This window comes from Microbacterium sp. (assembly GCF_031988965.1).
Classification (GTDB): Bacteria; Actinomycetota; Actinomycetes; order Actinomycetales; family Microbacteriaceae; genus Microbacterium.
In genome coordinates, this window is sequence record NZ_DALZXX010000001.1 from 294,757 (window position 1) to 314,661 (window position 19,905).

17 protein-coding genes and 1 pseudogene are annotated in these 19,905 nt (G+C 69.2%); all 18 read right to left on the reverse strand.

Annotation, left to right across the window (positions count from 1 at the left end):
- Nucleotides 1-21: 21 nt before the first annotated feature.
- The 18 genes and pseudogenes from RTM68_RS01465 to rpoZ all read right to left on the reverse strand — a co-directional run bounded on the left by RTM68_RS01465 (nt 22) and on the right by rpoZ (nt 19,880).
- Nucleotides 22-1,488 carry a glutamate synthase subunit beta gene (locus RTM68_RS01465; RefSeq protein ID WP_194763895.1) on the reverse strand — a complete coding sequence of 489 codons (1,467 nt, stop codon included), beginning with the start codon at nt 1,486-1,488 and terminating at the stop codon, nt 22-24.
- Nucleotides 1,481-6,004, reverse strand: a complete 4,524-nt coding sequence (gene gltB / locus RTM68_RS01470) for a glutamate synthase large subunit (RefSeq protein WP_312167711.1) — start codon at nt 6,002-6,004, stop codon at nt 1,481-1,483. The genes RTM68_RS01465 and gltB overlap by 8 nt, the downstream gene beginning before the upstream one ends.
- A 135-nt stretch (nt 6,005-6,139) precedes the next feature.
- The gene (gene lgt, locus RTM68_RS01475) at nt 6,140-7,168 is read right to left on the reverse strand and encodes a prolipoprotein diacylglyceryl transferase (protein WP_312167645.1); all 1,029 of its coding nucleotides are present in this window, start codon (nt 7,166-7,168) and stop codon (nt 6,140-6,142) included.
- A gap of 10 nt (nt 7,169-7,178) precedes the next feature.
- Nucleotides 7,179-7,982 (reverse strand): tryptophan synthase subunit alpha, encoded by an 804-nt coding sequence (gene trpA, locus RTM68_RS01480; RefSeq protein WP_312167647.1) that lies wholly within the window; start codon nt 7,980-7,982, stop codon nt 7,179-7,181.
- Nucleotides 7,979-9,247: a tryptophan synthase subunit beta gene (gene trpB / locus RTM68_RS01485; protein ID WP_312167649.1), complete on the reverse strand. Its 1,269-nt coding sequence runs from the start codon at nt 9,245-9,247 to the stop codon at nt 7,979-7,981. The genes trpA and trpB overlap by 4 nt, the downstream gene beginning before the upstream one ends.
- Nucleotides 9,244-10,020 carry an indole-3-glycerol phosphate synthase TrpC gene (trpC, locus tag RTM68_RS01490; protein WP_312167651.1) on the reverse strand — a complete coding sequence of 259 codons (777 nt, stop codon included), beginning with the start codon at nt 10,018-10,020 and terminating at the stop codon, nt 9,244-9,246. The genes trpB and trpC overlap by 4 nt, the downstream gene beginning before the upstream one ends.
- Nucleotides 10,020-10,265, reverse strand: coding sequence for a DUF6704 family protein (locus tag RTM68_RS01495; protein WP_194763900.1), 246 nt, complete (start codon nt 10,263-10,265; stop codon nt 10,020-10,022). The genes trpC and RTM68_RS01495 overlap by 1 nt, the downstream gene beginning before the upstream one ends.
- Nucleotides 10,266-10,312: 47 nt before the next feature.
- Nucleotides 10,313-10,903, reverse strand: a complete 591-nt coding sequence (locus RTM68_RS01500) for a Trp biosynthesis-associated membrane protein (RefSeq protein ID WP_312167653.1) — start codon at nt 10,901-10,903, stop codon at nt 10,313-10,315.
- Nucleotides 10,900-11,259: a phosphoribosyl-AMP cyclohydrolase gene (gene hisI, locus RTM68_RS01505; protein ID WP_312167655.1), complete on the reverse strand. Its 360-nt coding sequence runs from the start codon at nt 11,257-11,259 to the stop codon at nt 10,900-10,902. The genes RTM68_RS01500 and hisI overlap by 4 nt, the downstream gene beginning before the upstream one ends.
- On the reverse strand, nt 11,256-12,017 hold the full coding sequence (gene hisF, locus RTM68_RS01510) for an imidazole glycerol phosphate synthase subunit HisF (RefSeq protein WP_312167656.1): 762 nt from the start codon (nt 12,015-12,017) through the stop codon (nt 11,256-11,258). The genes hisI and hisF overlap by 4 nt, the downstream gene beginning before the upstream one ends.
- Entirely contained in the window at nt 12,017-12,859 is an 843-nt protein-coding gene (hisG, locus tag RTM68_RS01515; RefSeq protein WP_194763904.1) for an ATP phosphoribosyltransferase, read from the reverse strand. Before hisG ends, hisF begins: the two co-directional genes overlap by 1 nt.
- A 38-nt stretch (nt 12,860-12,897) precedes the next feature.
- A complete protein-coding gene (locus RTM68_RS01520; protein WP_056417561.1) occupies nt 12,898-13,161 on the reverse strand; it encodes a phosphoribosyl-ATP diphosphatase in 264 nt (87 codons plus the stop codon).
- Nucleotides 13,158-13,778: a ribulose-phosphate 3-epimerase gene (gene rpe / locus RTM68_RS01525; protein WP_312167713.1), complete on the reverse strand. Its 621-nt coding sequence runs from the start codon at nt 13,776-13,778 to the stop codon at nt 13,158-13,160. The genes RTM68_RS01520 and rpe overlap by 4 nt, the downstream gene beginning before the upstream one ends.
- Before the next feature lie 64 nt (nt 13,779-13,842).
- Nucleotides 13,843-15,190: pseudogene (locus RTM68_RS01530) on the reverse strand (RsmB/NOP family class I SAM-dependent RNA methyltransferase).
- Between the two features lie 161 nt (nt 15,191-15,351).
- Nucleotides 15,352-16,272 carry a methionyl-tRNA formyltransferase gene (gene fmt / locus RTM68_RS01535; protein WP_312167661.1) on the reverse strand — a complete coding sequence of 307 codons (921 nt, stop codon included), beginning with the start codon at nt 16,270-16,272 and terminating at the stop codon, nt 15,352-15,354.
- Nucleotides 16,273-16,343: 71 nt separating this feature from the next.
- On the reverse strand, nt 16,344-18,308 hold the full coding sequence (locus RTM68_RS01540; RefSeq protein WP_312167715.1) for a primosomal protein N': 1,965 nt from the start codon (nt 18,306-18,308) through the stop codon (nt 16,344-16,346).
- A 28-nt stretch (nt 18,309-18,336) separates the two neighbouring features.
- Nucleotides 18,337-19,530 carry a methionine adenosyltransferase gene (gene metK / locus RTM68_RS01545; protein ID WP_312167663.1) on the reverse strand — a complete coding sequence of 398 codons (1,194 nt, stop codon included), beginning with the start codon at nt 19,528-19,530 and terminating at the stop codon, nt 18,337-18,339.
- 92 nt (nt 19,531-19,622) lie between these two features.
- Entirely contained in the window at nt 19,623-19,880 is a 258-nt protein-coding gene (gene rpoZ / locus RTM68_RS01550; protein ID WP_042536631.1) for a DNA-directed RNA polymerase subunit omega, read from the reverse strand.
- Nucleotides 19,881-19,905 lie beyond the last annotated feature (25 nt).

Below are 19,905 nucleotides of genomic sequence, written 5' to 3' on the forward strand. Positions count from 1 at the left end.
GCGACGGTGCCGCCGCTCAGCCTACGCGGGCTGGAGGCCGATAGCGACTTCATGCGGACGCACAGGCTCGGGCAGCACGGTCGTTCCCATGAGGAACCGGTCGACGTTCGCCGCAGCTGCACGGCCTTCGGCGATCGCCCACACGATCAGCGACTGCCCGCGACCGGCGTCGCCGGCCACGAACACGCCGGGGACGGTCGACTCGTAGTTGTCCGCGCGCTGGAACGCACCGCGCTCGGTCATCTGCGGGCGGACGTCGTCGGTGAACCCGTCCTGCTCGGGCCCGGTGAAGCCCATGGCGATCAGGACGAGGTCCGCAGGGATCTCGCGCTCGGTGCCGCTCTTGGGCACGCGGCGTCCGTCGATGTACTCGGTCTCCGCGACGCGCAGCGCCCGCACCTCGCCGACATCGTTCGACAGGAACTCGACCGTCGACGCGAGGAAGACGCGCTCACCGCCCTCTTCATGGGCGGACTGCACCTCGAACACCGTCGGCATCATCGGCCAGGGCTGGTGCCCCGGGCGCTCGGTGCCAGGCTGCTTGCCGATCGCGAGGTTCGTCACGCTCAGCGCGCCCTGGCGGTGAGCGGTGCCGATGCAGTCGGCGCCGGTGTCGCCACCGCCGATGACGATCACGTGCTTGCCCTCTGCCGAGATCTGCTCGGTGACCTTGTCACCGGCGACCGCGTGGTTCGACTCGACGAGGTACTCCATGGCGAAGTGCACGCCGTCGAGGTCACGGCCCGGGATCGAGAGGTCGCGAGGAACCGTGGAACCGGTGGACACGACGACCGCGTCGTACCGCGCGCGGAGGTCGGCCCAGGAGATGTCCTTGCCGATCTCGACACCGGCGCGGAATCGGGTGCCCTCTTCCTGCATCTGACGGAGGCGGGACTCGAGCTGACCCTTCTCCATCTTGAAGTCGGGGATGCCGTAGCGGAGCAGGCCGCCGATGCGGTCGTCACGCTCGAAGACCGCGACCGTGTGCCCGGCGCGGGTCAGCTGCTGCGCAGCTGCGAGGCCCGCAGGGCCCGACCCGACGACCGCGACCGTCTTGCCGGTCAGTCGTGCGGGAGGCTGCGGCTCGACCCAGCCCTTGGCGAAGGCCTCGTCGATGATCGAGACCTCGATCTGCTTGATCGTCACCGGAGGCTGGTTGATGCCGAGCACGCAGGCGCTCTCGCAGGGGGCCGGGCACAGACGTCCCGTGAACTCCGGGAAGTTGTTGGTCGCGTGCAGACGGTCGATCGCCGCGCGGCCCTCGCCTCGCCAGGTGAGGTCGTTCCATTCGGGGATCAGATTGCCGAGTGGGCATCCCGAGTGGCAGAACGGCACACCGCAGTCCATGCAGCGGCTGGCCTGCCGTCGGAGAACCGCCTGGTCCCCCGGTTCGTACACCTCTTTCCAGTCCATGATGCGGACGGGCACGGGGCGACGCTTGGGGAGCTCGCGCTCCGTGGTCTTCAGAAAGCCTTTGGGGTCAGCCACCGGTCACCTCCAGGATGCGGTTCCAGACGATGTCGCCATCGGGGTCGATGCCCTCGGCGACTGCTTCATCGCGCATGCTGCGCACGGCGGCGTAGTCGCGAGGAAGCACCTTCGTGAACTGGCCGGCGATCTCTTCGAATCGCGCCAGGATGTCGGAGCCGAGCGGCGACGCCGTGCGCTCCACGTGCTCCGCGATCAGGCTGCGAAGCACTTCGAGGTCGGCGCGATCGAGCGGCTCGAGGAGAAGCTCTCCGCTGCTGAGCGACTGCGCGTTGATCTTGCCGGTGTCGAGGGAGCGGATGTAGGCCACTCCCCCGGACATTCCTGCGCCCAGGTTGCGACCCGTGGTTCCGAGGATCACCGCGACGCCGCCCGTCATGTACTCGAGCGCGTGGTCTCCCACGCCCTCGACGACGGCGGTGGCACCGGAGTTGCGGACCAGGAACCGCTCGCCCACGACACCGGACAGGAACATGGTCCCCGCGGTGGCGCCGTAGCCGATGACGTTGCCGGCGATCACGTTCTCGTGCGGGACGATCTTCGAGCCGCGCGGCGGGCGGATCGAGATGTCGCCGCCCGAGAGACCCTTGCCGACGTAGTCGTTGGAGTCGCCCTCGAGACGCAGGACGATCCCGGACGGGAGGAACGCACCCAGCGACTGCCCGGCTGTGCCGTGCAGTGTGACGTCGATCGTCCCGCGAGGCAGACCCGCCGCTCCGTGGCGTGAGGTCACCTGGTGGCCCAGCATCGTGCCGACGGCGCGCTCGGTGTTCGCGATCGGAAGCTCGGCGACGACGGGCTCGCCGTTCAGCAGCGCGTTCTTCGCGATGTCGATCAGCTGCACGTCGAAGTGCTTCTCGAGCTCGTGATCCTGCGTGCGGCGGCTGCGACGCGGCTCGCTCGCCGGGAACGCCGGTCCATCGAGCACCGGGCTCAGGTCGAGGCCCTCGGCCTTCCAGTGATCCACTGCGGCGTCGACCTCGATGAGCTCTGCGCGGCCGACGATCTCATCGATCGACCGGAAGCCGAGCTCGGCGAGATGCTCGCGCACCTCCTCGGCGATGAACTCCATGAAGTTCACGACGAACTCGGGCTTGCCGCTGAACCGCTCGCGCAGCACCGGGTTCTGGGTGGCCACGCCGACGGGGCAGGTGTCGAGGTGGCAGACGCGCATCATGATGCATCCGCTCACGACGAGGGGCGCGGTCGCGAAACCGAACTCCTCGGCGCCGAGCAGAGCGCCGATGATGACGTCACGGCCGGTCTTGAGCTGGCCGTCGACCTGTACCACGACGCGGTCGCGCATGCCGTTGAGCATGAGCGTCTGCTGGGTCTCGGCGAGGCCGAGCTCCCACGGGGTCCCCGCGTGCTTGAGGGAGTTCAGGGGGCTCGCGCCGGTTCCGCCGTCGTGGCCGGAGACCAGGATGACGTCGCTGAGCGCCTTGGCGACACCCGCCGACACCGCGCCGATGCCCGACTGGCTGACGAGCTTGGTGTGGATGCGCGCCTCGGGGTTCGCCCTTTTCAGGTCGAAGATGAGCTGCTTGAGGTCCTCGATCGAGTAGATGTCGTGGTGCGGCGGCGGCGAGATGAGACCGACACCAGGCGTGCCCCCACGCGTCCGGGCCACCCACGGGTAGACCTTCTGCGGAGGCAGCTGACCGCCCTCACCGGGCTTCGCGCCCTGGGCGAGCTTGATCTGGATGTCGTCGGCCTCGGTCAGGTAGAGACTCGTGACGCCGAAGCGACCGGAGGCGACCTGCTTGATCGAGCTGCGGCGTTCCGGGTCGACGAGTCGGTCGTTGTCCTCTCCGCCCTCGCCGGTGTTGGACTTGCCGCCGATGCTGTTCATGGCGATCGCGAGCGTCTCGTGCGCTTCCTTCGAGATCGAGCCGTAGCTCATCGCGCCGGTCGAGAATCGCTTGACGATCGACGAGACGGGCTCGACCTCGTCGATCGGCACGGGCTTGCGCGTGCCGGTGCGCAGCTTGAAGAGTCCGCGCAGCGTCTTGAGCTCGGATGCCTGGTCGTCGACCAGCTTCGTGTACTCGCGGAAGACGTCGTAACGCCTCTCCCGCGTCGAGTGCTGCAGCTTGAAGACAGTCTCGGGGCTGAAGAGATGCGGTGATCCGTCGCGGCGCCACTGGTACTCGCCGCCCGTCCACAGACGCTCGTGCGCGCGCGCCGCCTCGTCTTCGGGGTAGGCGTAGTCGTGACGAGCCTGGTTCTCGATGAAGATCTCTTGGATGCCGATGCCGCCGAGCTTCGACTCGGTACGCGTGAAGTACCGGTCGATGAACTCCTCGCTCAGGCCGACGGCCTCGAAGACCTGCGCACCTGCGTACGACGACACCGTGGAGATGCCCATCTTCGACATGATCTTGAGCACGCCCTTGCCGAGCGCGTAGATCAGGTTGCGGACGGCCTTCTCGGGGCTGATGCCGGTGATGTATCCGGTGCGCACCAGGTGCTCCACCGTCTCCATCGCGAGATACGGGTTGACCGCCGATGCGCCGTAGCCGATCAGCGTCGCCACGTGGTGGACCTCGCGGACGTCGCCGGCCTCGACGATCAGACCGACCTTCATGCGGTTCTCGCGCCGGATCAGGTGGTGATGGATCGCCGACACCATGAGCAGCGACGGGATCGGCGTCAGGTCCTTGTTCGAGTCGCGGTCCGACAGGATGATGAACTCGGCGCCCTGCGCGATCGCCTCGTCGATCTCGGCGCACATCTCGGTGAGACGCTGCTCGAGCGTGTTCGATCCGGCGTCGAAGTGGTACAGCCCGCGAATCGTGACGCTCGACCTGTCGGGCAGGGCCTTGTCGATGTGGCGGATCTTCGCGAGCTCGTCGTTGTCGATCACCGGGAAGTCGAGCGACACGGTGCGCGTGTGGTCCGGACCCCAGGTGAGCAGGTTGCTCTCAGGGCCGAGGCCGAGCTTCAGGCTCGTGACGACCTCTTCGCGGATCGAGTCGAGCGGCGGGTTCGTGACCTGCGCGAACTGCTGCGTGAAGTAGTCGAAGAGCAGGCGCGGGCGCTTGCTGAGCACGGCGATCGGCGTGTCCGACCCCATGGCGCCGAGCGGCTCGATGCCGTTCTGCCCCATCGGGGTCAGCAGGATGCGGATCTCCTCTTCGGTGTAGCCGAAGGTGCGCTGTCGTCGGGTGATCGAGGCCGGCGGGTGCACGATGTGCTCGCGCTCGGGCAGATCGGCCAGACGCACGGCACCGGCATCGAGCCACTCCTGCCACGGGTGCATCGTGGCGAGATCGTGCTTGATCTCCTCGTCCTCGATGATGCGCCGCTGCGCGGTGTCGACGAGGAACATCTTGCCGGGCTGCAGTCGGCCGCGACGCTTGATGCGCTCCGGCTCGAAGGTCAGCACTCCGGTCTCGGAGCCGATCACGATCAGTCCGTCGGTCGTCTCGGTCCAGCGCCCCGGGCGAAGGCCGTTGCGGTCGAGCGTGGCGCCGACGAGCGTGCCGTCGGTGAAGATGAGCGCGGCCGGACCGTCCCACGGCTCCATCTGGTTCGAGTGGTACTCGTAGAAGGATCGGAGCTCGGGCGAGATGTCGGACTGCTTCTCGTAGGCCTCGGGAACCATCATCATGATGGCGTGCGGCAGGCTGCGGCCGGTGAGGGTCAGCAGCTCGAGCACCTCGTCGAACGAGGCCGAGTCGCTGGCGCCGTCGGTGCAGATCGGCAGCAGAGGGGCGACGTCGCCGAGCAGCTCGGACTCGAGCTGGGACTGGCGTGCCCGCATCCAATTGCGATTGCCGCCCACCGTGTTGATCTCGCCGTTGTGGGCGAGCATGCGCAGCGGCTGGGCCAGCGGCCACGACGGGAACGTGTTGGTCGAGTAGCGCGAATGCACGACCGCGAGCTCGGACATGAAGCGCTCGTCCTGCAGGTCGGGGTAGAACGGCTCGAGCTGCAGCGTCGTCACCATGCCCTTGTACCCGAGGGTGCGGGCGGACAGCGACACGAAGTACGCGCCGAGCTCGTGACCGGCACGCTTGCGCAGGCGGTAGGCGACGCGGTCGAGCGCGATGCCCGTGAGGGGCGCCTGTGCATGCGTGGCTCCCCCCGCGCTCACGAAGAGCTGCTCGAAGGCGGGACGCGCCTCGTCGGCGAGCTTGCCCAGGTTGTCGTTGACCGTCGGGACCTCGCGCCATCCGAGGACGCGCAGGCCCTCGCTGCGGGCGATCTTCTCGATCCCGGCCTTCTGCTGGCGGCGCTCGCTCGAGTCACGCGGCAGGAACGCCAGACCCGCGGCGTACTCGCCGACCGGGGGCAGTTCGAAATCGGTGACCGCCCGCAGGAACGCATCCGGCATCTGCGTCAGGATGCCCGCGCCGTCACCGGTGCCGGCATCGGAGCCGATCGCACCGCGGTGCTCCAGGTTGCGCAGCGCTTCGAGCGCCAGCGCGATGATGTCGTGGCCGGGCTCGCCACGCAGGGTCGCGACCATGGCCAGGCCGCAGGCGTCCTTCTCGAACGCCGGGTTGTACATGCCCTGCTTCGGCGGATAAGCGCCGGAGGCGCCGTAGGGAGGCTGAAAATACACCAGTACCGTCCTCAGATCTTCGGATGACCCGGGGGCGTCATTGGCCGGGTGGATGCGATGGGGTCCGCACGGACCGTTCGGCTATCGGGAGCCTTGCGTGTCCGTGGGAGCGGTGCTTGTGGCGCTGGCTCCTGCGGCGACTTCTTCGGACGGAGGCTCACTCAGGTCCACGAAGTCGGAGGTATTGTTCTGCGATTCTACATCAGCGTCCAGATCCTTCCGTCCGCGGCCGGGCTGGTACGGCGACGGCTCGAGACCCGGGTGGCGACGGGACTGGACGATGAGGATGGCGAGACCCACGATGATGCCGATGATCGCAGCCCAGACGTTGCTGCGCAGGCCCAGGATGATCTCGCTCGGATCGATGCGGATCGACTCCCACACCACGCGACCGGCGCTGTACCAGATGAGGTAGATCGCGAAGAGCCTGCCCCACTGGAATGCGGTCGCCTTGCGGCTCAGCCAGAGCAGGACCACGACGCCCAGGACGTTCCAGATCACCTCGTACAGGAACGTCGGGTGGAACAGCGTGCCCTCGGGCAGCCCGGGAGGGAAGGCGCTGTTGTCGGACTCGATCTCGAGTCCCCAGGGCAGGTCCGTCGGAAGACCGAACAGCTCGTGGTTGAACCAGTTGCCGAAACGTCCCATCGCCTGGGCGAGCAGCAGGCCCGGAGCGAGCGCGTCTGCGAAGGTCCAGAAGCGGATGCCGGTCCAGCGGCAGCCCAGGTAGGCTCCCACGGCGCCACCGATCAGGGCGCCGAAGATCGCGATGCCGCCCTCCCAGATGGCCCAGACGGATCCGGGCTCGAAGGGGTTCCAGGTGTTCTTGCCCTCGCCGAAGTAGAAGTTCGGGTGAGTCAGCACGTGGAAGATGCGCGCCCCGATGATCGCCAGCGGCACGGCGAGGATCGAGATGTCGATCACGACCCACGGCTCTGCTCCGCGCTTGGTGAGGCGGTGGTTGGTCAACAGCACGGCGACGATGATGCCGGCGATGATGCAGAGTGCGTAGAAGTGGATCCGGAGCGGCCCGAGGTCGATGTAGGAGACCGGGGGGCTCGGGATGCTGGCGAGCACGCCGCTGAAGGTGCTGTGGAGCGCGAGGGACATGAGTGCGATTCTAGTTCTCGTGTGCGGGGCGCGTCGAAGACGTGCCGACGGCCAGGTTTCGGGTGACGTCGGCGAGGGCCGGGAGGCCCCCGTCGCGAAGGGCACGGACGAGCGCCGTGCCGACGATCGCGCCGTCGGCGTACTCGGAGACACCAGCGATCTGCTCGGCGGTCGAGATGCCGATGCCGACGCAGGCCCGTGAGGCGCCCTGCTCACGCAGACGTCCGACGAGGGTCCGCGCGGCGCGGTCGAGTTCGGCGCGCTCCCCCGTGATGCCCATGGTGGAGACCGTGTAGATGAACCCGGTGGACGACTCCACCACGAGGCGGAGTCGTTCGTCGGTCGATGTCGGAGCGGCGAGGAAGACGCGGTCGAGTCCGGTGCGCTCGCTCGCGGCGATCCAGTCGCCCGCGACGTCGGGGGTGATGTCCGGCGTGATGAGTCCCGCGCCTCCTGCGGCCAGCAGGTCGTCGGCGTACCGGTCGACGCCGTACTGGAACACCGGGTTCCAGTACGTCATGACGAGCACCGGCACATCGGTCGCCTCGGTGATCGCGCGGACCGCGGTGAAGAGGTCCTTCATCGTGAAACCGTTCGCCAGGGCAGCCGTGGTGGCTTCCTGGATGACGGCTCCGTCCATCACGGGGTCGCTGTACGGCGGCCCGAGCTCGATGATGTCGACACCGTTCTCCGCGAGGGTGATCGCTGCGCGGATGCTCGTGTCGAGGTCGGGGAAGCCGACCGGAAGATAGCCGATGAACGCGCTGCGCCCGGCATCGTGTGCGGCGGCGATGGCCTGTTCCACGCGGCTCATAGCTCGGGCTCCCCCTTCGACGCCGCCTGCTCTGCGGCGCTCTCGTCGTCGACGTCGTGCTCGAGGGCGGCGGCGTCGTAGAGGTCGAAGTATCGCGCGGCGGTGTCCATGTCCTTGTCGCCTCGTCCCGAGAGGCACACGGCGAGAAGCGCGTCCGGTCCCATCTCGCGGCCCAGACGCAGTGCGCCGGCCAGGGCGTGGGCGGATTCGATGGCGGGGATGATCCCCTCGGTGCGGCTGAGGAGCCGAAGCGCCTGCATGGCCTCGTCGTCCGTCGCCGGGATGTACTCGGCACGCCCGATGTCGGCGAGCCACGAGTGCTCCGGACCGACGCCCGGATAGTCGAGTCCCGCGGAGATCGAGTGCGACTCCACGGTCTGACCGTCCGCGTCCTGCAGGACGTAGGTCTTCGCACCGTGCAGGATGCCCGGACGACCGCGCTCGATCGATGCGGCGTGCCGGGGCGTGTCGACGCCGTCGCCGGCCGCTTCGACACCGTAGAGCTTGACGCCCTCGTCATCGAGGAACGCATCGAACATGCCGATCGCGTTCGAGCCGCCGCCGACACAGGCGATCACGGCATCCGGAAGCCGACCCGCCTCGTCGAGGAGCTGCTGGCGCGCCTCTTCGCCGATGATCTTCTGGAAGTCGCGCACCATCGCAGGGAAGGGATGCGGGCCGGCCGCGGTGCCGAAGATGTAGTTGGTGGTCTCGACACTCGCGACCCAGTCACGGTACGCGTCGTTGATCGCGTCCTTCAGAGTGCGCGAGCCGGACGTCACCGCGACGACCTCCGCGCCGAGGAGGCGCATGCGGGCCACGTTGAGTGCCTGGCGCTCGGTGTCGACCTCGCCCATGTAGATCGTGCAGTCGAGGCCGAAGAGCGCCGCGGCGGTCGCGGTTGCCACGCCGTGCTGGCCGGCACCGGTCTCTGCGATCACCCGGGTCTTGCCGAGTCGCTTGGTGAGCAGCGCCTGCCCCAGCACGTTGTTGATCTTGTGCGAACCCGTGTGGTTGAGATCTTCGCGCTTGAGGAAGATCCGCGCACCGCCGGCATGCTCCGCGAATCGGGCCACCTCGGTCAACGGGGAGGGCCTGCCCGCGTACGAGCTGAGGAGACCCGCGAGCTCGGCGCGGAAGGCGGGGTCGGCGATCGCCTCTTGGTAGGCGACCGTCAGCTCGTCGATCGCGGCGATCAGCGACTCGGGCATGTACCGCCCGCCGTACTCGCCGAACGACGGACCGTGCTGATCGCGCAGACTCACTGGACCTCCAGGAAACTCTTCAGTGTGGCGACCGGGTCGCCCGTGACGAGGGCTTCTCCGATCAGGACGACGTCGGCACCCGCGGAGCGGTAGTGCGCGACGTCTGCGGGGGTGAGCACAGCGGATTCGGCGATCCTGACCGCCGTGTCCGGGATGCGGTCGACCAGCCGACCGAAGAGGTCGCGGTCGAGTTCGAGGGTCTTCAGATCACGGGCGTTCACACCGATCAGCGGTGCTCCGAGATCGATGGCAGCCTCGAGCTCATCGGCGGAGTGCGTCTCGACGAGCGGTGTCATGCCGAGCTCGGTGATGAATCCGAACAGGTCTCGCAGCACAGCCGGTTCGATGCCCGCGACGATGAGCAGGGCGAGGTCCGCACCCGCGGCGCGAGCCTCGAGCACCTGATAGCGGGTCGCGATGAAATCCTTGCGGAGGACGGGCAGCGAGACCCGCGCGGTGACCGCCTCGAGGTCGTCGAGGCTGCCGCCGAAGCGGCGTTCCTCGGTCAGGACGCTGATCGCGGAGGCGCCGCCGGTCTCGTACAGCGAGGCCTGCAGTGCAGGATCGGGGATCTCGGCCAGCGCACCGCGCGAGGGGCTCGCGCGCTTGACCTCGGCGATGATCTTGATGTGCTCAGCGCGGGCGAGTGCGGCGACGGCGTCCTTGGCGGCAGGACGCGCCAGAGCGTCGCGTTCGACCTCGGCGATGGGCCGGGTGAGAGCGCGACGCTCAGCGTCTGCGACTGCGCCGGCCGTGAGGTCGGCGAGGACCACTAGTGCGCCTTCGGCTGGTACTTGGGGCCCTTCACGCCGTAGCCGGCCCTGGCCATCGCCCAGCCGACGAGCGCACCGATCGGGATCAGGGCGGCGAACACCCAGACCAGGGTGACCCAGATGGGGCTGAACTCGGCGAGGCAGAAGGCCAGCGTGCCGAGCGTGAAGCCGGCGAGCATGATGATCACGGCCGTCCAGGCAGCAGGCGAGTGTCCGTGGCCGGGGTCAGCGATCGGGTTGGTCATGGTCTCCTCCGGGGACGACGTGCGGGATCTTTCTCAGTCTATCGGGGTCATCGCGTCGGATCGGTTCCGCGGGACAGGTCGTCCCAGGAATCGATCGCGTCGACGGGGCCGGCGCTGTGAGCCTCATGAGCGGCATCCGTGCGGTAGCGACGCCCGCCGGACTTCCACCCGCGCCAGGTGAACAGCACGACGCCTGCGGCGAGGAGCAGCACGACCCACCCCACGAGCGTGGCATAGGGCCATGCCGACACCTCGATCCCCGCGACCACGTCGGCGATCGCGGCGCTGCCGGCGAGCCCGGTCGTCTCGGTCACCGTCGGCGCGACGGCTCCGAGCGGCTCCGAGGTGAGCAGCTGGAGCGTCGTCCAGCCCAGGAAGAGCGCCGTCGCCGCGGCGAGCACGCCGAAGACCAGACGCACCACTCGTCCCGAGATCGACAGCGCGAGACCGAGCGCCAGAACCGCCAGGCTCAACGGTGCGAGCAGAGGGAGGGCGGAGGCGCCGGGCACGAGGATCGCCTCGCCCGCATCGGCGCGCTCGACGGTCAGCCAGGTCTGCGTGGAGGAGATGATTCCGATCGCGCCGGCCAGAAGGAACCCGGTCACGGCGATCGACCGGCCCCTGCGCGCGAGGCTCATGCGGATGCGCTTCCCTCGACGGCGTCGAGGTCGGTGGAGTCGAAGCACGTCCGGGTGCCGGTGTGGCAGGCGGGGCCCGTCTGATCGACCCGCAGCAGGATCGCGTCGCCGTCGCAGTCGAGCCGTGCCTCATGCACGACCTGGATGTGACCCGAGGTGTCGCCCTTGCGCCAGTACTCCTGCCGGGAACGCGACCAGTACACCGCGCGACCCGTCGTGAGGGTGCGGCGCAGGGCCTCGTCGTCCACCCACGCGAGCATGAGGACCTCGTTCGTGTCCCACTGCTGGACGATGACCGGGGCCAGTCCGTCGGAGTTGAAGGCGACCTGCGCGATGCGCGTCTCGACGTCACTCATCGGACCAGCACTTCTTCCGCCCGGAGGGCGTCCTTCACATCGCCGACCGTGAGCGCGCCGGTGTGGAACACGCTCGCCGCGAGCACGGCATCCGCCCCGGCCTTGATCGCCGGAGCGAAATCCGAGGCCTTGCCCGCGCCACCGGAGGCGATGACCGGCACCGAGGCGGCCTCGCGCATGAGGCGCACGAGTTCGAGGTCGAACCCGTCGCGGGTGCCGTCGGCATCGATCGAGTTCACGAGCAGCTCGCCGGCTCCGCGCTCAGCGGCCTCGCGCGCCCAGTCGAGCGCGTCGAGAGTGGTCTGGGTCCTGCCGCCGTGCGTCGTGACCACGAACCCCGAGGCTGTCGTGTCGGCGCGCTTGACGTCGAGCGATAGCACGAGCACCTGCGCGCCGAAGCGGTCGGCGATCTCGCCGATCAGCTCGGGGCGGGCGATCGCGGCGGAGTTGACGCCGACCTTGTCGGCGCCGACGGGCAGCAGCCGCGCGACGTCGTCGACGCTGCGCACTCCCCCGCCGACGGTCAGGGGCACGAACACCTGCTCTGCGGTGCGCTGCACGACGTCGTACGTCGTGGCGCGCGCATCGACCGTCGCCGTCACATCGAGGAAGGTGATCTCGTCGGCACCCTGCGCCGCGTAGTGCCGCGCCAGCTCGACGGGGTCTCCCATGTCTCGGAGATTCTCGAAGTTGACGCCCTTCACGACCCGGCCGTCAGCGACGTCCAAGCACGGGATGACACGGCTCGCGAGCGTCATCAGAGCCTCGCGTTGTGGATCGCCGTCACGAGGATCGCACGGGCGCCGAGAGCGTAGAGCGCATCCATGACGGGGTTGACCCGTGACCGGGCGACCATGACCCGCACGGCCACCCACTCCGGATCGCGCAGTGGCGACACGGTCGGCGACTCGATGCCGCCCGCGATCTTCACCGCGTCGTCGAGCAGAGCCAGCGGCAGGTCGTAGTCGATCATCACGAAGCGGCGGGCGACCATGACACCGCGCAGACGACGCAGCAGCGTCTCTGAGCCCTCGGCATCGTGAGGCCCTGCGATGAGCACGGCCTCGGATTCGAGGATCACCGGTCCGAACACGTCGAGGCCGGCCTGGCGGAGAGTCGTGCCCGTCTCGACCACGTCGGCGACAGCATCGGCCACACCCAGGCGGACCGCCGATTCGACCGCACCGTCGAGGGGCACGAGGTCGACCGCGATGCCGCGCTCGTCGAGGAACGCGTCGACGAGCCCCGGGTACGAGGTCGCGATGCGCAGGCCGTCGAGCTCGGAGACGTCCGTGTATCGACCCGACGGCGCCGCGAAACGGAAGGTCGAGCCCGCGAAGCCGAGCGCCTCGATCTCGCGCGCACCCGGCATGCGGGCGTCGAGAAGCAGATCACGACCGGTGATTCCGACGTCGATGGCACCGGAACCGACGTACGTCGCGATGTCCTTGGGGCGGAGGTAGAAGAACTCGACGTCGTTGTCGGTGTCGACGACGTGGAGGGTCTTGGGGTCACGACGACCGGCGTAGCCGGCCTCCGCGAGCATATCGGCGGCCGTCTCGGAGAGAGAGCCCTTGTTGGGAACAGCAATGCGCAGCATGGAAAGCCTTCAGATCGAAGCGAGTGGGGCGGAGCGCTTCACAGATGTCGGTAGACGTCCTGCAGGCTCAGGCCCTTCGCGATCATCATCACCTGCACGTGGTAGAGCAGCTGCGAGATCTCCTCGGCCGCGGCGTCGTCGGACTCGTACTCGGAGGCCATCCAGACCTCTGCGGCCTCTTCGACGATCTTCTTGCCGATGGTGTGCACGCCGCCGTCGAGCTCTGCGACCGTGCCCGATCCCTCGGGTCGGGTCTCGGCCTTGACGCTGAGCTCGGCGAACAGCTCGTCGAAAGTCTTCACGATTCCAGGCTAGCGGCTCTGGCGCGGTCCCTGAGCCGAGTGACGGCCGCCTCGACGTCATCGGCGCCGTAGACGGCGGATCCGGCGACGAAGGTGTCGGCGCCCGCGGCTGCGGCGGCCTCGATCGTCGCATCCGAGATTCCGCCGTCGACCTGCAGCCAGACGTTCGACCCGCGGCGCTTCGCCTCGTCGGCGAGGGCGCGCAGCTTCGGCATGGTCTCGGGCATGAACCCCTGGCCACCGAATCCGGGCTCCACCGTCATGACGAGGATCTGGTCGAACTCCTCGAGCACGCTGTACAGCCCCTCGGCGGGCGTGTCGGGCTTGATGGCGACGCCTGCGCGCGCACCCATGCCGCGCAGCGTGCGCGCGAGCGAGATCGGGTCGGCGGCCGCTTCGAGGTGGAACGTGACACTCGCGGCGCCCAGTTCGGCATAGCCCGGTGCCCACCGCTCGGGATCGGTGATCATCAGGTGCACGTCGAGCGGGATCGGGCTGGTGGCCTGGATGCGCTCGACCATCTGCGGGCCGAAGGTGAGGTTCGGCACGAAATGGTTGTCCATCACGTCGACGTGCGCGAAGTCGGCAGAGGCGATCTTCGCGAGATCGCGCTGCATGTTCACGAAGTCGGCGGCCAGGATGCTGGGGTTGATGCGCGGTGCGCGGGGCAGTTCCACGTGTCTAGTCTCTCTCTTCCGCGCTCGCGTCGCGCGGATCCGTCGAGTCGCGCTGGAGCAGTGCGAGGAACATCGCGTCGGTGCCGTGGCGATGCGGCCAGAGCTGCACGCGTCCGGAGCCGTCGTCGCCGAGATCGATCGGCGAATCGGCGACTCCTGCGAGCACGGCTCGGGCGTCGATCTCGGTGATGTCCGTGCGACCGCGGAGGACCTCGGAGACCACACCGGTCGTCTCGGCGAGGTGCGGCGAGCAGGTCGCATAGGCCACGATGCCGCCGGGGGCGAGTGCGTCGAGAGCGGAGCTCAGAAGCTCGACCTGGAGCGGGACGAGCTCCGCGACGTCGGAGAGCACCGAGACCCGTGCACGGTGCGTCGACCAGGATGCGATTGAACGCACCGGGGCGTGTGGCGCCGAAGGAGCGACCGTCCTCCTCATGCACGATCACGTCTCCCGGCACGGCGCGCAGGGCGTTGCGCACGAGGCGCGCGCGGGTGGGGACCACCTCGTTCGCCTCGAGGGTGACGTCGTGCTCGCGCGCGATCGAGGCGAGCAAGGCGGTCTTCCCTCCCGGACCTGCGCACAGGTCGAGCCAGCGCTCGCCCTCACGGATCGGCGCGGCCGCGGCCACGGCGAGGGCCACCAGCTGCGAGCCCTCGTCCTGCACGCGCACGGTGCCGCCGGATGCCGCGATGACGCGATGCGGGTCGCCGCCCGGAGAGCCGTACGCCGTCGGCGCATACGGGCGACGCGGCTCCCCCGGCTCGGCGAGACCCGGGAGTGCGACGAGGGTCACCTCCGGTGAGGCGTTGTCGGCGTCGAGGAGATCGTCGAGCTCGTGCGCTCGGCCCTCGGCGGCCAGAGCGCGACGCAGAGCCCGGATCACCCAGACGGGGTGCGCCGAGCGCAGTGCCAGACGCTCATCGTCAGAACGCGCCGAGTCCTCGATGCGCTGCTCCCACTCCCCCGGGGTCTCCCGGGAGATTCGGCGCAGCACCGCGTTCGCGAAGCTGGATGCACCGCGGCCCTTCGCCGCGGCGACCAGGTTCACAGACTCGTTCACCGCCGCGTGCGACGCGACGCGCGTCGCGAGCAGCTGATGGGTCGCGAGTCGCAGCGCATCGAGGACGGCCGAGTCGATCTCTTCTGCGGGACGATCGGCGGCCGCCGCGATGATCGCGTCGTAGGTGCCGCGGCGGCGCAGCGTTCCGTACGCGAGTTCGGTGGCCAGCGCGGCGTCCTGGGGATCGAGCCGGGCCTCCGCGATCGCCGGCGGAAGGATCAGATTGGCATAGGCATCCGACTCCGACACGGCGCGGAGAACGTCGTATGCGACCTGGCGAGCGGGCTGCACCGAGCGCCGGGGTTCCGCGCGCCGGGGTTCCGTGCGCCGGGGCTCCCGCGGACGACCGTCGCGGTTCTGAGGACTGCGAGCCTGATCCCCGTGAGGGCGTCCTCCGCCGGACCGGCCGCCTCGCTGTCGTCCGGAGGAGTCGTCGCGTGACCTGTCGCCGCTCATGCGCCGGCTCGCAGGTTCTCGGTGTCGCGCTGACCGCGCCACCAGTCGACCGCGTTCATCGCACCCTTGCCCGCCGGCTGCACCCGCGTGACCGCGAGCGGCTCGGAAGCGGTGCCGATGAGAAGCGCGGTCTTCGTCGCGGAGATCGCGCCCGGATCCTGACGCGGTGCATCACTCGACGGTGCTGCCTCGAGGATCTTCAGCCGCAGTCCGTCGACGGTCGTGTGCGCCCCCGGCTCGGGAGTGACACCGCGGTACCGGGCGAACACCCGGGCCAGCGGCTCGCTCCAGTCGAGCACCCCGTCGTCGAGGGTGAGCTTGGGTGCGAGGCTGGGGGTGCCGCTCTGAGGGACGGCGACGGCCGTGCCGTCGCCGATCGACGACACCACCTCGGCAGTCAGATCGGCCCCCTCGACGGCGAGCGTCTCGAGCACGACGTCAGCCGTGGCTTCCGCGGCGACCTCGACGACTCGCACGGCGAAGACATCGCCTGCGTCGAGTGCCGGAACGAGCTGGAAGACACTGGCACCGAGGCGCGCATCTCCGTTGATCAGCGCACGCTGCACCGGGGCGGCCCCCCGCCACTCAGGCAGAAGCGAGAAGTGCAGGTTGATCCAGCCCTTCGACGGGGTCGAGAGCAGCGGCTCCCGCACGAGTCCTCCGTAGGCGACGATCACACCGAGCTCAGCGTCGAGCTCCGCGATCGACGCGGTCGCCGCGTCATCGAGGCGCGCCGCCTTGATGACGCGGAGTCCGAGCTCTTCGGCGACCTGAGCGACGGGCGAGGGGGTCAGCACCCGCTTGCGGCCCAGCGGGGCGTCCGGGCGGGTGACGACCGCGGCGATGTCATGCTCTGCCGCGAGGCGGCGGAGGGTGGGAACGGCGGCCGACGGTGTGCCGGCGAAGACGAGACGCATGAAGGTGCTCCGGAGGGATGCGGGGTGATCGGACGGGGACTGACGAGCGGTACGACCAGGGCGCCTTGCTCTCAGAGCTCCGGATCCAGGATATCGAGCCGAACCGTGAGCGCGATGCGAGTCGACTTGCCCTTCCCCCTGCGCGCGGCGACCGCCTCTGCCACCACCGCGGCTCTCAGTGCCGCGGCCACCCGCGCACCCGCGCCGTACTCGAAGCGCACGAGCGCACGCACCCGCGGCGGGTAGTCGTCGGACTCGACAGGAACAGGGCCGAGCACAGCATCGGGAGGCAGCGCGAGCTCGGTCAGGGACGCGAGGGCACGCCCCATCGCAGCAGTGGATCCCTCGACCAGCGCGACCCGAGCGGCGGGCGGCATGTGGAGCGGTGCCCGTTCGGCGAGCTCTCCGCGCGCGTAGCCCGCCTGATTCCAGGTCGCGAGCGCCCTGGCGATGCTGCCGTCGACCCCCACGAGGTGGATCGGCGCGCCTGGAGCCGCGAGCGCGGCGGCATTCGACCACCAGCGCAGACATGCTTCGCCGATGCGAAGGTCGGGCGCCTGCAGCATCCGTGCGCCGTCGAGCAGCACGATCGCGCGGTAGCCGCCGTCGGCGAGTGGCTCGGCTCCCCGTGTGGCGACGACGAGCGAGGGCTTGTCGTCGACGCGTTCGACCGGGTGCGCGCTGTCGGCGACGATCACGCGGATGCCGGGGAACGCCCGCCCCAGTTCGTCGGCGGTGCGCTCGCTTCCCGATGACGCGAGCCGGAGCTTCGTCGAGGAGCACGCCGGGCACGTCCACGCTCGCGCGCCTCGTCCACACCATGCGCATACCGGCACAGCGCCGCGGTGCTTCGCACCGAGAGGGCCTCCGCAGTGCGCACATCGCGCCGGTGCCCTGCACTCCGCGCAGACGAGCGAGGGCGCGAAGCCGGGGCGGGAGACCTGAACGAGTACGGGGCCCTCGGCGGCCGCGTTGCGTGCGGAGAGGAACGCGGACGACGGCATGCGCTGAGCCGTCGGCGCGTCCATCTCCTGAGGTGTGCTCAAGACGACCCTGGGCAGCACGCGGCGCGCGGCGCGGACATCCTGCAGCCACCCGTGGACGACGAGGCGCTCGACGTCGGTGGTGCGCGTGTGTCCGACGAAGAGCAGAGAGGAGTCTTCCTGCTCCTGACGCAGCAGCGCGGCATCCCGCGCGTTGATGTAGGGCGCCAGCGGCTCGCCGAGCAGCGGATCGCCGTCGTCCCACACCGCGACGACGCCGGCCCGGACAGGGGCATAGACGGCGGAGCGATTGCCGACGACGACGCAGGGGGCGTCTTCAAGCGAGCGCAGGAACGCGCGGTAGCGATCGGGATTCGTCTGGCGCGAGTCGTATCGGGCGACCGCTTCTGCCGGCACGGAGAGCGTGAGCGCGGCGAGCAGATGATCGAGATCGCGGTGGTCCGGAACGATGAGGATGCTCGATCGACCGGACGCGAGGGTTCGCGCAGCGACCGACGCCAGCAGCGCGGCCCAGCCCGGCTCGCCGTCGCGGAAAACGGGGATCGCCTCGACCGCCGCTCGCCCCTGCTGCTCGAGGAGCTCCTCCAGTCCGTCGTACGACCCGATCACGTCGCGCGCGGCGGCGAGAGCGTCGTCCGACGGCACGGGCGGCGGAGCATCCGCAGTCCACGCCTTCTCGACCCGCACCTGCCGCTTCGGGATCACGAGCCGCAGCACGTCCGATGCCGAGCCGGCCGCCCGATCAGCGGCTCTCCTCGCGAGCCGGTAGAGATGATCAGGGAGGACGGGCACGAGTGAGACGACGCTGTCGACCTCTGACAGCGGTCGATCGGCGTCGTCTTCGGTGTCGAGCTCGACGACGTAGCCGTCGACGACCCTTCCCGCCGTGCGCAGCGGAACGCGCACTCTGACGCCCGGGGGAACATCGCCGAGGTCGGCGGGCAGCGCGTAGTCGAACAGTCGATCGAGCTGAGGCAGCGGTGAATCGAGGAGCACGCGCGCGATGCGCCGGCTCGTGCCCGCGATCGGCATCGCGGGCACGTCGCGACCGTCCGTCACATCAGAGACCGGCAGCGCGGCGCAGCTCTTCGGCGCGGTCGGTGCGCTCCCAGGTGAACTCGGGCAGCTCACGGCCGAAGTGACCGTAGGCCGCCGTGCGCGCGTAGATCGGGCGCAGGAGGTCGAGCTGGTCGATGATCGCCTGCGGGCGGAGGTCGAAGACCTCATTGATCGCTCGGGTGATGACCTCGTCGGACACCTTGCCGGTGCCGAAGGTCTCGACGTAGAGCCCGACGGGACGAGCGACGCCGATCGCATAGGCGACCTGCACCTCGAGGCGGTCGGCGAGTCCCGCGGCGACCGCGTTCTTCGCGACCCAGCGCGTTGCGTAGGCGCCGGAGCGGTCGACCTTCGACGGGTCCTTGCCGCTGAACGCGCCACCGCCGTGGCGAGCGGCGCCGCCGTAGGTGTCGATGATGATCTTGCGGCCGGTGAGTCCGGCATCGCCCTTCGGCCCGCCCGTGACGAAGGGACCGGCGGGATTGATGTAGTAGGTGACGTCGTCGAGGTCGAGGCCCGTGCTCGCGAGGATCGGGTCGATGACGTGCTCGCGCACCTGCGCCTTGATGTCGTCCTGGGAGATGTCGGGGTGGTGCTGGGTCGACAGCACGACCGCATCGACCGTCTTCGGGGTGAATCCGTCGTAACCGAGCGTGACCTGCGTCTTGCCGTCGGGGCGGAGGAACGGCAGGGCGCCCGAACGGCGTACCTCGGTCAGCCGCTCCGCGATGCGGTGCGCTGTCCAGGCCGCCATCGGCATGAGCTGCGGCGTCTCGTTCGTCGCGAAGCCGAACATGATGCCCTGGTCGCCGGCGCCGAGTCCGTCGAGCGGGTCGACCGAGGATCCGTCGCGGTGCTCCTGCGCGTTGTCGACTCCGTGGGCGATGTCGGTCGACTGCTCGCCCACCGAGATGCTGACACCGCACGAGTCGCCGTCGAAGCCGGTGTCGCTCGACGTGTAGCCGATGCGGTTGACGACCTGGCGGACGATCGTCGGGATGTCGACGTAGGCGTCGGTGCGGATCTCACCCGCGACGTGGACGAGTCCCGTGGTGACGAGGGTCTCGACAGCGACCCGGGAATCCCGGTCCTTCGCGATGAGTCCGTCGAGGATGCTGTCCGAGATCTGGTCGCAGATCTTGTCCGGGTGTCCTTCGGTGACGGACTCGGACGTGAACAGACGCAGGGCGCTCATCTGGGCTCCAGGGCGGGATCGGATGGACAGAAAGGGGTGCTCCCATGATGGACCGCACCGCCGACATCAGTCGGCGGTGCGGTCATCGGACGTCACTCTGCGTGACGCAGGCGGAGCTTGTCCTCGTTGATCTCGTGGAGCGCGATGGTGAGCGGCTTGTCCTCGACCGACGAGTCGACCAGCGGGCCGACGTTGTCGAAGAGGTTGCCCTCGTGCAGATCGGAGTAGTAGTCGTTGATCTGACGCGCGCGCTTCGCGGCGTAGATGACCAGCTCGTACTTCGAGTCGACGCGGTCGAGCAGGTTGTCGATGGGGGGATCGATGATTCCGTTGGTGTGGTGTCCGGCCATGGTGGGACCTCCTGATCAGGCGACG

What these genes read in the sequence shown, in the direction of transcription:
- lgt (WP_312167645.1), bottom strand. Translation starts at nt 7,168, where the DNA reads ATGTCCCTCGCGCTCCACAGCACCTTCAGCGGCGTGCTCGCCAGCATC.
- metK (WP_312167663.1), bottom strand. Translation starts at nt 19,530, where the DNA reads ATGAGCGCCCTGCGTCTGTTCACGTCCGAGTCCGTCACCGAAGGACAC.
- RTM68_RS01495 (WP_194763900.1), bottom strand. Translation starts at nt 10,265, where the DNA reads ATGACCAACCCGATCGCTGACCCCGGCCACGGACACTCGCCTGCTGCC.
- rpoZ (WP_042536631.1), bottom strand. Translation starts at nt 19,880, where the DNA reads ATGGCCGGACACCACACCAACGGAATCATCGATCCCCCCATCGACAAC.
- RTM68_RS01540 (WP_312167715.1), bottom strand. Translation starts at nt 18,308, where the DNA reads ATGCCGATCGCGGGCACGAGCCGGCGCATCGCGCGCGTGCTCCTCGAT.
- fmt (WP_312167661.1), bottom strand. Translation starts at nt 16,272, where the DNA reads ATGCGTCTCGTCTTCGCCGGCACACCGTCGGCCGCCGTTCCCACCCTC.
- hisI (WP_312167655.1), bottom strand. Translation starts at nt 11,259, where the DNA reads ATGAGTGACGTCGAGACGCGCATCGCGCAGGTCGCCTTCAACTCCGAC.
- rpe (WP_312167713.1), bottom strand. Translation starts at nt 13,778, where the DNA reads ATGCAGCGCGATCTCGCGAAGATCGCCTCTGCCGACTTCGCGCACGTC.
- hisG (WP_194763904.1), bottom strand. Translation starts at nt 12,859, where the DNA reads ATGCTGCGCATTGCTGTTCCCAACAAGGGCTCTCTCTCCGAGACGGCC.
- hisF (WP_312167656.1), bottom strand. Translation starts at nt 12,017, where the DNA reads ATGACGCTCGCGAGCCGTGTCATCCCGTGCTTGGACGTCGCTGACGGC.
- gltB (WP_312167711.1), bottom strand. Translation starts at nt 6,004, where the DNA reads ATGTACAACCCGGCGTTCGAGAAGGACGCCTGCGGCCTGGCCATGGTC.
- RTM68_RS01500 (WP_312167653.1), bottom strand. Translation starts at nt 10,903, where the DNA reads ATGAGCCTCGCGCGCAGGGGCCGGTCGATCGCCGTGACCGGGTTCCTT.
- trpA (WP_312167647.1), bottom strand. Translation starts at nt 7,982, where the DNA reads ATGAGCCGCGTGGAACAGGCCATCGCCGCCGCACACGATGCCGGGCGC.